This is a genomic window from Frankia sp. AiPs1 (assembly GCF_023716945.1).
In the GTDB taxonomy this organism is placed as follows: Bacteria; Actinomycetota; Actinomycetes; order Frankiales; family Frankiaceae; genus Frankia.
The window spans coordinates 1-10,963 of record NZ_JAMQQF010000176.1 but is presented as its reverse complement, the minus strand read 5'-3'; the positions used below and the strand labels follow the sequence as shown (position 1 = coordinate 10,963).

The 10,963-nt window shown below is 72.6% G+C and carries 8 protein-coding genes; 7 read left to right on the top strand and 1 reads right to left on the bottom strand.

Features of this window, described 5'->3' with window-relative positions:
* Positions 1 to 336 precede the first annotated feature (336 nt).
* Positions 337 to 1,635 (top strand): ATP-dependent Clp protease ATP-binding subunit ClpX, encoded by a 1,299-nt coding sequence (clpX, locus tag ND748_RS16400; RefSeq protein WP_251746674.1) that lies wholly within the window; start codon positions 337 to 339, stop codon positions 1,633 to 1,635.
* A 75-nt stretch (positions 1,636 to 1,710) separates the two neighbouring features.
* Here the strand turns inward: clpX and ND748_RS16395 are convergent, their stop codons facing one another.
* Complete coding sequence (locus ND748_RS16395; RefSeq protein ID WP_251746673.1) at positions 1,711 to 3,003, bottom strand: glutamate ligase domain-containing protein; 1,293 nt, start codon at positions 3,001 to 3,003, stop codon at positions 1,711 to 1,713.
* Between the two features lie 155 nt (positions 3,004 to 3,158).
* Between ND748_RS16395 and ND748_RS16390 the strand changes: the two genes are divergently transcribed.
* From ND748_RS16390 to mrdA, 6 genes are all read left to right on the top strand, one after another.
* Complete coding sequence (locus tag ND748_RS16390) at positions 3,159 to 4,661, top strand: dihydrofolate synthase (RefSeq protein ID WP_251746672.1); 1,503 nt, start codon at positions 3,159 to 3,161, stop codon at positions 4,659 to 4,661.
* Between the two features lie 103 nt (positions 4,662 to 4,764).
* On the top strand, positions 4,765 to 5,178 hold the full coding sequence (gene ndk, locus ND748_RS16385) for a nucleoside-diphosphate kinase (RefSeq protein ID WP_011603090.1): 414 nt from the start codon (positions 4,765 to 4,767) through the stop codon (positions 5,176 to 5,178).
* Between the two features lie 602 nt (positions 5,179 to 5,780).
* The gene (locus ND748_RS16380) at positions 5,781 to 6,812 is read left to right on the top strand and encodes a rod shape-determining protein (protein ID WP_009739818.1); all 1,032 of its coding nucleotides are present in this window, start codon (positions 5,781 to 5,783) and stop codon (positions 6,810 to 6,812) included.
* A 289-nt stretch (positions 6,813 to 7,101) separates the two neighbouring features.
* A complete protein-coding gene (gene mreC, locus ND748_RS16375) occupies positions 7,102 to 8,130 on the top strand; it encodes a rod shape-determining protein MreC (protein WP_251746671.1) in 1,029 nt (342 codons plus the stop codon).
* A gap of 6 nt (positions 8,131 to 8,136) precedes the next feature.
* Positions 8,137 to 8,679 (top strand): rod shape-determining protein MreD, encoded by a 543-nt coding sequence (gene mreD, locus ND748_RS16370; protein ID WP_251746670.1) that lies wholly within the window; start codon positions 8,137 to 8,139, stop codon positions 8,677 to 8,679.
* Positions 8,676 to 10,961: a penicillin-binding protein 2 gene (mrdA, locus tag ND748_RS16365; protein WP_251746669.1), complete on the top strand. Its 2,286-nt coding sequence runs from the start codon at positions 8,676 to 8,678 to the stop codon at positions 10,959 to 10,961. The genes mreD and mrdA overlap by 4 nt, the downstream gene beginning before the upstream one ends.
* Positions 10,962 to 10,963 lie beyond the last annotated feature (2 nt).

Genomic DNA, 10,963 nt, shown 5'->3' with positions numbered 1-10,963 from the left:
GCCGACGCCTCGCGCGGCACGATGCCGCGCGAGGTCGGCGGCGTTGCGCGGGGCGGTCGGGGGGCCGGTTCGCGCGACGCGCCGAGGGGCCGAATGCGGTCCGTTTCTCGACGTCCGTGACGCGTTGGCCTTATGGGACTGCGCGGACGCGCGAGGACGGCCATGGTGACCGTAGGCTGACCGGTATGAGCCGAGCGATAGGGCACTCACCGGGCCGCTCGGCGGGGTACCGTCCCCACGGGGATGGTTGCAGGCAGACACGCGACGACCGGGCGGTGTCAACCGCCCCTGACACGCAGGCGACACCATCGTCTGGACGAAGGGACTGAGTCCTCGGTGGCACGCATCGGTGATGGCGGTGACCTGCTCAAGTGCTCGTTCTGCGGTAAGTCGCAGAAGCAGGTGAAAAAGCTCATCGCCGGCCCTGGCGTCTACATCTGTGACGAGTGCATCGATCTGTGTAATGAGATCATCGAGGAGGAGCTCTCCGAGTCCTCCGAGCTCAAGTGGGACGAGCTCCCCAAGCCCCGCGAGATCTACGAGTTCCTCGACAGCTACGTCGTGGGGCAGGAGACGGCGAAGAAGACCCTCTCCGTCGCGGTCTACAACCACTACAAGCGGGTGCAGGCCGGTGGCTCGGGCGGGGGCGGCGGCGCCGAGGGCGCCAAGGTCGAGGTCGAGCTCGCCAAGAGCAACATCCTGCTGCTCGGCCCGACCGGGTGCGGCAAGACGCTGCTCGCTCAGACTCTGGCGCGGATGCTCAACGTCCCGTTCGCCATCGCCGACGCGACCGCGTTGACCGAGGCGGGCTATGTCGGCGAAGACGTCGAGAACATACTGCTCAAGTTGATCCAGGCCGCCGACTATGACGTCAAAAAAGCGGAAACCGGGATTATCTATATCGACGAGGTCGACAAGATCGCCCGTAAGTCGGAGAATCCCAGCATCACCCGGGACGTGTCCGGCGAGGGTGTCCAGCAGGCGCTGCTGAAGATCCTGGAGGGCACCACCGCGAGCGTGCCGCCGCAGGGCGGCCGCAAGCATCCGCACCAGGAGTTCATCCAGATCGACACGACGAATGTCCTGTTCATCGTGGGTGGGGCCTTCGCCGGGCTGGACCGGATCATCGAGTCGCGGATCGGCAAGAAGTCGCTGGGCTTCCGCGCCGTGCTGCACGGCAAGGACGACCCGGACGCCTCCGACGTGTTCGGCGACATCATGCCCGAGGACCTGCTCAAGTACGGCATGATCCCGGAGTTCATCGGCCGGCTTCCGGTCATCACCAGCGTGTCCAACCTGGACCGCGAGGCGCTGATCCGGATCCTCACCGAGCCGAAGAACGCCCTGGTCCGGCAGTACAAGCGGCTGTTCGAGCTGGACAGCGTCGATCTCGACTTCACCTCCGACGCGCTGGAGGCCATCGCCGACCAGGCGATCCTGCGCGGTACCGGCGCCCGCGGCCTGCGGGCGATCATGGAGGAGGTGCTGCTGTCCGTGATGTACGACATCCCGAGCCGCAAGGACGTCGCCCGCGTCGTCGTCACCCGCGAGGTCGTCCTGGAGCACGTCAATCCCACGCTCGTGCCGCGGGACGTCGCCTCGAAGCGGGCGCCCCGCCAGGAGAAGTCGGCCTGAGGCCGCAGCCGGGCCGGGGCGGGACGGGACTCCAACCGCCCCGCCCCGCCCCGTCCCGGCTCCGGATCAGCGCGACTAGCCCGCCAGCGCCCGCCGCGCCTCGGTGAGGTGGTAGAACGACCCGGTCACCAGGATCGCGCCGGTAGTCCCCGCCCGTCGCCGGGCGAGCCGCACGGCGGCCGCCACCCCGGAGGCGCTCTGCGCCGGGATCCCCCACCCCCGCGCTGCCGCCGCGACCTGCTCGGCCGGGATCGCCCGCGGGGACGCCGGTTCGCACGCGATCAGTGAGTCGATCCGCTGGCCGCGTAGTTCCGCCAGGGTCGCGGTGAAGTCGTGGCCGCGCAGCGCGCCGTAGACGATCGTCCACCGCCGCCGCGGGAACTCCTCGGCAAGCGAGCGGGACAGCGCCGCCGCCGCCGCCGGATTGTGGGCGCCGTCGAGCACGCGCAGCGGCGCCATCCCGACGATCTCCAGCCGGCCGGGGGCCCGCACCGAGCCGAGCCCGGCCCGGACCGCCTCGGTGGGTAGCGGCCGACCGAGGAACGCCTCCACCGCCGCCAGCGCGCACGCGGCGTTCGCCTCCTGGTAGGCGCCGTGCAGCGACAGCAGGACGTCGTCGTGGCGACCGGCGGGGGTGCGCAGGTCGCCGCGGCGGCCGGCGGGGTCCGGGTGGCCGCCGGACATGGCGAAGTCCCGGCCCAGCCGCAGCACCCGGGCCGCCGGCGTCCGGGTGAAGACGTCGTCGAAGCGGGCGTCGACCTCGCCGAGCACGAGGTCCGCACCGGGCTTGACGATGCCGGCCTTCTCCCGGGCCACCCCGGCCAGGCTGCCCGCGTAGTCGAGATGGTCCGCGCCGATGCCGGTGACGACCGCGACGCGGCCGTCGGCGATGTTCGTGGCATCCCACCGGCCGAGCAGCCCGACCTCGACGACCGCGGCGTCGACGGCCCGGTCGGCGAACCAGTGGAACGCCGCGGCCGTCAGCAGCTCGAAGAAGGTCGGCCGGTCCGCCATCGGCGCGGCCGCGTCGACCGCCGCGCCGACGCAGCGGGCGAACTCGCCGTGGTCGAGCGGCCGGCCGTCGACGACCAGCCGCTCGTTCGTTCGCTCCAGGTGCGGGCTGGTGTACTGGCCGACCCGCAGGCCCGCGGCGCCGAGCAGGGCCGAGGTGATCCGCGCCGTCGACGTCTTCCCGTTCGTGCCGGTCAGATGGATCATCGCAGCTCGGTTCTGCGGGTCGCCGAGCCGACGGGCCAGCTCCCGCATCCGGTCCAGGCTCGGCACCGGCGGCTCGGCCGTGATCGCCTGCTTCTCCAGATCGACCGAGCCGGCCAGGGCGGCGCATGCCGCCTCGTAGGTCCACGTCACGTGCTGTTCCCGCCTCCTTCACCCGCGCTCGACACTAACGACACCGGCGCAACCCGGACGAGTTGGCCGCGCAGCCGGCGGCGAACGACGGGCAGGTCGGGGGCCGCCACGGGGCCAGGCGACCGGCGGTCGTCCGGACTCGTAGGATCGGGGCCGTGACAGGCGCCGCGGCGAACATCGGCACCACCTCGACGTCCGGCGATGCCGGCCGGGCGGGCCCGACGCGGTTCGCGGCCGCGCACGCGCAGCGAGTCGCCGTCGCGGTCCCCCCGGGACTGGCGCGGCTGCGGCGCCTGCTGGACCTGCTCGGCCAGCCGCAGCGAGCCTTCCCCAGCATCGTGGTCGCGGGGTCCGTCGGGAAGAGCTCCACCGTGGCCGGTATCACCGCGCTGCTCGACTCGTTCGGCATCCGCGCGGGCTCCCTGCGTTCGCCCGGCTGGCTCGGCAGCGCCCAGCAGGTGGGCCTGGCCGGCGCGGCGATCTCGTCCGAGGTGCTCGAGGCCGCCTTCGCCGACATCGCGCCCTACCTGCCACTGATCGAGGATGACGGCCCGCTGAGCGCCGTCGAACTGCTCGCCGCCGTGGCCTTCGCCGCGTTCGCGGACGCCCCGGTCGACGTGGCCGTCGTCGAGTCGGGCTGGGACGGTTCCGCGGCGCTCGGCGACCTGGCCGACCTGCTCGACGCGCCGGTGGCCGCGATCACCCCGGTGACGGTCGCCGGCCCGGACGGCGTCGCCGGGGTGAGCCCGCTCGACGCCTCCTATGCCGACGCCTCCTATGCCGACGCCTCCTATGCCGACGCCGCCTACGCCGCCGATGCCGTGGACGCCGCCGTGCTCGCCGGGGATGGCGACGCCGCCGACGCGCAGCTCGCCCGGATCGCCGCGCGGGTCGGCTCGGCCATCCGGGCGGACACCCTCGTCGTGCTCGCCCAGCAGGTCCTGCCGGCCGCGCAGGCGCTGCTTCGGCGGGCCGCCGGCAGCGGGGCGACGGTGGCCCGGGAGGGCATGGAGTTCGGCGTGCTCGGCCGCCGCATCGCCGTCGGCGGGCAGATGGTCACGCTGAAGGGGCTCGGCGGCACCTACGACGAGCTCTTCCTGCCCCTGCACGGCGCCCATCAGGCCCACGACGCCGCGGTGGCGCTCGCCGCCGTCGAGGCGTTCGTGGGCGGCGGTCGCAGCGCCCTCGACCTCGACGCGGTCCGGGCGGGGTTCGCCCAGGTCGACGCCCGGGGCCGGCTGGAGGTCGTGCGCCGCTCACCGACGATCGTGCTTGACGTCGCCCAGGACCCCCTGGGCGCGGCGGCCCTTGCGAGCGCGCTCGACGAGGCGTTCGGTTTCGAGGTGCTTGTCGGCGTGGTCGCCGTCGACGGCGACGAGGCGCTCGCCGCCCGGATCCTGGCCGCGCTCGAGCCGGTCCTCGCCGCCGTGGTCGTCACGTCCGGGGCGACGGCGGCGGCGCTGGGCGTCGACGACCTCGCGGCCGTGGCGACGGGCGTGTTCGGCGCCGACCGCGTCGAGGTCGCCCCCCGGCTCGACGACGCGGTCGACGACGCGGTCCGGCTCGCCGAGGAGGACGCCGACCTGGGCGGAGCCGGGGTGCTGGTGACTGGTTCGGCCCCCGTTGTGGGTCGGGCGCGGGCGTTGCTGCGGTCCTGAGGTGGCCCGGTTCGGCCATGGTGATGGCGCGGGCACCCTGTAAGTTGACACCGGGCCCGCGGGCCCGTTGAGACGACGATGTCGATGATCGAGAAGGAGTACTGTGTCCGCCGAGCGCACCCTCATCCTGGTCAAGCCCGATGGCGTCAGCCGTGGCCTCGTCGGTGAGGTGGTCGGCCGGCTGGAGCGCAAGGGGCTCACCCTGGTGGCCCTGGAGCTGCGCACGCTGGAGCGCTCCGTCGCCGAGACGCACTACGGCGAGCACGCCAGCAAGCCCTTCTTCGGTGAGCTGGTCGACTTCATCGTCTCCGGTCCGCTGGTCGCGCTGGTCGCCGAGGGCCCGCGGGCCGTCGAGGCGTCGCGTGGGCTGATCGGCGCCACCGACCCGGTCAAGGCCGCCCCCGGCTCGCTGCGCGGCGACTACGCGCTGGAGATCGGCCAGAACCTCGTGCACGGCTCCGACTCGCCCGAGTCCGCCAAGCGCGAGATCGACCTGTTCTTTCCCGGCCTGAGCTGACCTGCGCGGGCTCGTCCGTCCCCACCCGTCCGGCGGGCGCGGACTGACGGGCACCCATCCGTACTGGCACGGATGGGTGAGTGGTCGCGGCGTGGTCCCGGGCGGACCGGACCACGCCGTGCGCTCACCGGATCCGGGTGAGTTCCCGGGCGCTGGGCGGCCCCAGGTGTTCCTGTCCGGTGGCCGTGAACCGCAGTTCGCCGATCGCGGCCGGCTGTTTCGTGCCTGCGTGGCGTCCTTGCCCGCCCGTGGCGGTCGCGGTGAGACGCATTGCGTACCGGGACAGTTACCCATTGATGCCCGCTGGGTCGATCTGACCCAAGGGTGACACGAGCCGCCTCGCGACCGGCCGGGGCGGCGGGGCGCTGCCCGGCGGTCTACCCTTCAAGTACTTGCCCGGAGCGTGTCCGGTGGGTCGCAGTGACCGGCTGTGACGGTTGGTTGCCGCGGTCGTTTCCGCGCGGGGCGCTCCGGGTCGTCCTGCCCGATCTACGAACCCTGTACGTGTTCCACGCGCTTCTCCGGCTCCCTGGCTGGCCGTGCCGTCGGCCGCGCCGGAGGCGGCCAGGACCGCATCCCCCCGGGAAGGTCGGTACCCGACGATGTCCAGTTCGCTGTCGTTCCTCGGTCGTGACATGGCCGTCGATCTCGGTACCGCCAACACCCTGGTGTACGTGCGTGGCCGCGGAATCGTCCTCAACGAGCCGAGCGTGGTCGCCATCAACACCACGACCTCGGGCATCCTCGCGGTCGGCACGGACGCCAAGCGGATGATCGGCCGGACCCCCGGGAACGTGGTGGCCGTGCGCCCGTTGAAGGACGGCGTCATCGCCGACTTCGAGACGACCGAGCGGATGCTGAGGTACTTCATCCAGAAGGTGCACCGGCGGCGCCACTTCGCGAAGCCGCGGCTGGTCGTCTGCGTGCCGTCGGGGATCACCGGGGTGGAGCAGCGGGCCGTCAAGGACGCCGGTTACCAGGCCGGCGCCCGCAAGGTGTACATCATCGAGGAGCCGATGGCCGCCGCCATCGGCGCCGGACTGCCGGTGCACGAGCCGACCGGCAACATGGTCGTCGACATCGGCGGCGGGACCACCGAGGTCGCCGTGATCTCGCTGGGGGGTATCGTCACCAGCCAGTCGATCCGCACCGCCGGCGACGAGCTGGACGTCGCGATCATCTCCTACGTGAAGAAGGAGTACTCGCTGATGCTCGGCGAGCGCACCGCCGAGGAGATCAAGATGGCGATCGGCTCGGCGCACAAGGTGCCCGACGAGCCCAGCGCCGAGATCCGCGGGCGCGACCTCGTCACCGGCCTACCCAAGACGATCGTGGTGACCGCGGAGGAGATCCGCAAGGCGATCGAGGAGCCGGTCAACGCCGTGATCGACGCGGTGAAGGTGACGCTGGACCGCTGCCCGCCGGAGTTGTCCGGCGACATCATGGACCGCGGCATCGTCCTGACCGGTGGCGGTGCCCTGCTGCGCGGGCTCGACGAGCGGCTGCGGCACGAGACCGGCATGCCCATCCACATCGCCGAGAATCCGCTGCACTCGGTGGCCATGGGTTCGGGCAAGTGCGTCGAGGAGTTCGAGGCGCTCCAGCAGGTCCTGATCTCGGAGCCGCGGCGGTAGCGGACCGCGGCTGCAACCCCGGCGCGCCCGCTCCCCGGCGCCGTCCGGGCCATCCGAGACGTCCCCACCAGTGGGGAATCTTGTGTCAGATCCGGGAACGTCGCGGCGATGCGGATCGTCCGACCTCAGCGACGGACCGCGCGCGGCGGCCGGCTCCGGCCGGCGTCACCGGCCCGTCGCCCACCCGGCCGGTGCCGTGCCCGCCCCGCGCTGAGCGGGCAGGTGCCCCGTGCCGCCCGGCGCCTGCCGTGCGGCGGCGTGGGGCCTGAGAGCTTGTTCGGAGGCTGCTGTGGGGCGTGACACGAGGCGATCCCGCCTGGTGATCGTCGCGCTGCTCATCGCCGCCTTCACCCTGATCACCCTCGATTACAAGACCGGCCGATCCGCCAGCGGAGCCCGCGGAGTCGTGCACTCGGTCCTCGGCGGCGTCGAGGCCGGCGTGACCGCGGTGACCAGGCCGATCGGCCGGACCGCCTCGTCGCTGGGGCACCCGAACCGTTACCACGACCGAGCCGACCGGCTGGCCCAGGAGAACGCCGGGCTGCGTCGCCAGCTCGCAGACAACGCCGCGGTCGGCCGGATGTCCAAGCAGCTCGGCGAGCTGCGACTGATCGCGGACAAGGGCCAGTACTCGATCGTGCCGGCCCGGGTCATCGCGGTGGGCGACGTGTCCGGCACGGACTGGACCGTCACCATCAACGCCGGCCGGGACGACGGCGTCGACGTCGACAAGACCGTTCTCGATGCCGACGGGCTCGTCGGCACGGTCTCCTCGGCCACGGCACACACCGCCGCCGTCCGCCTCGCGTGCGACCCGGGCAGCCGGGTCGGCGCCCGCCTCGAACGCACCCAGTTGCTCGGCGCCGTGGCCGGCGGCCAGGGGCCGAGCACGTTGACCTTCACCCTGTACGACGCCTCCTACCGGGTGCAGAAGGGCGACCGGCTGGTGACCTTCGGCAGCATGGACTACGTCGCCGGCGTGCCGATCGGCGTCATCACCAAGGTCACCGACGTCGGCGGGCTGTCCCGGACGGCGGAGGTCAAGCCGTTCGTGTCGGTCGGAACGCTCGACCTCGTCGGCGTGGTCGTCGGCCGGCCAGCGGCGGATCCCGGCGACCGCCTGCTCGCGCCCCAGCCGGTGCCGACCACCCAGCCGGCGCCGGCCGCGCCGGCCGCCCAGCCGCCCGCCGCCGGCACGACCACTCCGGGCACGATCGTTCCCGGCACGACCGTTCCCGACGCGAGTACCGCCGGCACGACCACTCCCGGCACGACCACCGCCGGGCCGATCCGCTCCGGCCAGGGCGGGACGGGCTGAGCCGACATGTGGGACATCGCCGGCTCCGCGGACACCCTGCGCGCCCGCACCTTCGTCGCCGCGATCGCGCTGCTGTCGGTCGCGCTCGTCGTGCAGGTCTCGATCGTCGCCCGGTTGGGCCTGCCCGGCGGCCGGCTGGATCTCGTGCTCGTCCTGCTGGCGGCGATCTCGCTGATAGAAGGTCCGCTGGTCGGGGCGGTCAGTGGGTTCGTGGTCGGGGTGTTGGCCGATCTGGCGTCAAGTCACGTTCTCGGCCAGTCTGCTCTCGTTATGTGTCTGATCGGTTACGCTGTTGGCCTGGTGATGGATGCGGCGGAGCGGTCGGTGGCGGTGCCCCTCGGAGCGACCGCCGGGGCCTGTGTGGCTGGCACCCTGGGATACGCGGCGACGACCTCGATCTTCGGTGAGGCGGCGCTGACCGGCGGTGAGGCGGTCATCCGTGCGCTGGCCGCCGGTGTCTACGCGGTGCTGCTCACCCCGTTCCTGTTCCCGTTGCTGGCCGCGGGCTCCCGGCGGTTGTCCGGCCGCCCCCGGCGGGGCGGCCGATGAACGATCGGATGCGGATCCGCGTCCTGCTGCTGCGTGTGCTGGTCCTGTCGCTGCTGGCGACCCTGGGTGCGCGGCTGTGGGTGCTCCAGGTCCTCGACGGGGATCACTACCGCCGGGTCGCCGAGACGAACCGGGTGCGCGAGGTGGTGACCCCCGCGACCCGCGGGATGATCCTCGACGACCGCGGCCAGCCCCTGGTCCGTAACCGGACCTCGCTGGTCATCTCGGTGAACCGGTCCGCGACGGATCGGCAGACCGACCATGGCAAGGCGGTCCTCGCCCGGCTCGCCGGCGTGATCAACACTCCGGCCGACGAACTGACCCGGCGGATCAGGTTCTGCACCGCCCAGGTGAAGCCGCCGTGCTGGAACGGCTCGCCCTACCAGCCGGTCCCGGTCGCCAAGGACGTCAGCCCCCAGCAGGCGCTCGCCGTCATCGAGCATCCCGACCGCTTCCCGGGCGTGTCGGCGGATCTGCAGGCCGTGCGCGAGTACCCGCACGGCTCGCTGGCCGCCCACGAACTGGGGTACCTCGCCCCGGTCACCCAGGACCAGCTCGACAAGCAGGGCGACGAGAAGGGCTACCACCTCAACAGCCTGATCGGCGTCGCCGGCCTGGAGAGCACCTACGACGACGAACTGCGCGGCACCGACGGGGTGGAGCGCCTCGAGGTGGACCGCTTCGGCCGGGTGGCCGGCACCGCGTCGACCACCCCGCCGGTCAGCGGCGACCACCTTGTGCTCAACCTCGACCTCGGCGTCCAGCAGGCGACCGAGCAGGCGCTGCAGGACACGATCAACCAGCTCGGCGGCGGCAACCGGACCGCGTCGGCGGTCGTCCTCGACGTGCGCACCGGCGGCGTCGTCGCGATGGCCAGCCTGCCCTCGTACAACCCGTCGGTGTTCGTCGGTGGCGTCTCCGAGCAGGACTACCGGGCCCTGTCCGACCCCGCCAACGGCATCCCCCTGCTCTCGCGCGCCTACCAGGGCTCGGGCGCGGCCGGCTCGACCTTCAAGGTCATCTCCACCGCCGTCGCGATGCAGAACCTGGGCGCCAAGGGCGACCAGCACTTCGACTGCGCCCCGACGCTGCAGATCGGCGACCAGGTCTTCCACAACTTCGACGGCGAGTCGGCCGGGCCGATCACCCTGCACCAGGCGCTCGTCATCTCCTGCGACGTCATCTTCGACCAGTTCGCCTACGACTCGTGGCTCGCCGACGGCGGCCTGCGCAACGGCCGCGGGCCCTACGCGCCGCCGAAGGAGTACTTCGTCCGGATGGCCCAGGCCATGGGCTTCGGCAAGGCTACCGGCCTGGACCTGCCCGGGGAGGCCAAGGGGTCCGTGGTCGACCGCGCCGGCGCGAAGGCGATCTGGGCGGAGCTGAAGGACTCCTACTGCCGGCGGGCGAAGAACGGCTACCCGGAGGAACACGATCCGGTCAAGGCGGAGCGGTTCCGCAAGTACGCCGCCGAGGCGTGCGTGGACGGCTACCTCTACAACGCCGGCGCGGCCACCCAGTTCGCGATCGGCCAGGGGCAGTACCTGTCGTTGAGCCCGCTGCAGCTCGCCACGGCCTACGCCGCGATCGCCAACGGCGGCACCCTGTGGAAGCCCACCCTGGCCAAGGCGGCGGTCGCCCCGGACGGCCGGGTGGTGCAGACCTTCCCGCCGCGCAAGGCCGGGACGCTGCCGGTCTCGCCGGACATCCTCGCCTACATCCGCGGCGGCCTGGCCGGCGTCACCTCCGAGGGTGGCGGCACGGCGACCGGCGTCTTCGCGGACTGGCCGAGCGCCATCGTCCCGATCGCCGCCAAGACCGGCACCGCCGAAGTCGAAGGCAAGGGCGACACCTCGTGGTTCGCCTCCTTCGCCCCGGCCAACGACCCGCGGTTCGCCGTCGTGGTGACGATCCCGGACTCCGGCACCGGCGCCGAGTACGCCGCCCCGGTCGCCAAGCGGATCTACCAGGCCATCTACGGCGTCGGCCAGGCGGCAGCGATGCCGGGCGGTCAGCCCCCGGCCGCCCTGCCAAAGATCAACAGTGACGGGACGATCGCGGCGACGTCCGCCGCCGATCCGTTCCCGTCGCTCACCCCGTCCTCGCTGGGGCCCAGCGGGCCGACCACATCGCGGACGGCGTCGACCCCGCCGAGCGTGCTGACCTCGCCGACCGCGCTGACGGTGCCGATCACGCCGACGGTGTCGGGGGCGCTCGCTGCCGTCAGCGTCCTGTCGTCGGCGCCGAGCCGAGCCCCGCCCGGGGGCAGCGCGCGCCCGTGACC

Bases quoted from the DNA above. Each gene is read 5' to 3' on its own strand.
- mreD (WP_251746670.1), top strand. From the start codon at position 8,137: ATGTGGGACATCGCCGGCTCCGCGGACACCCTGCGCGCCCGCACCTTC.
- mrdA (WP_251746669.1), top strand. From the start codon at position 8,676: ATGAACGATCGGATGCGGATCCGCGTCCTGCTGCTGCGTGTGCTGGTC.
- ND748_RS16380 (WP_009739818.1), top strand. From the start codon at position 5,781: ATGTCCAGTTCGCTGTCGTTCCTCGGTCGTGACATGGCCGTCGATCTC.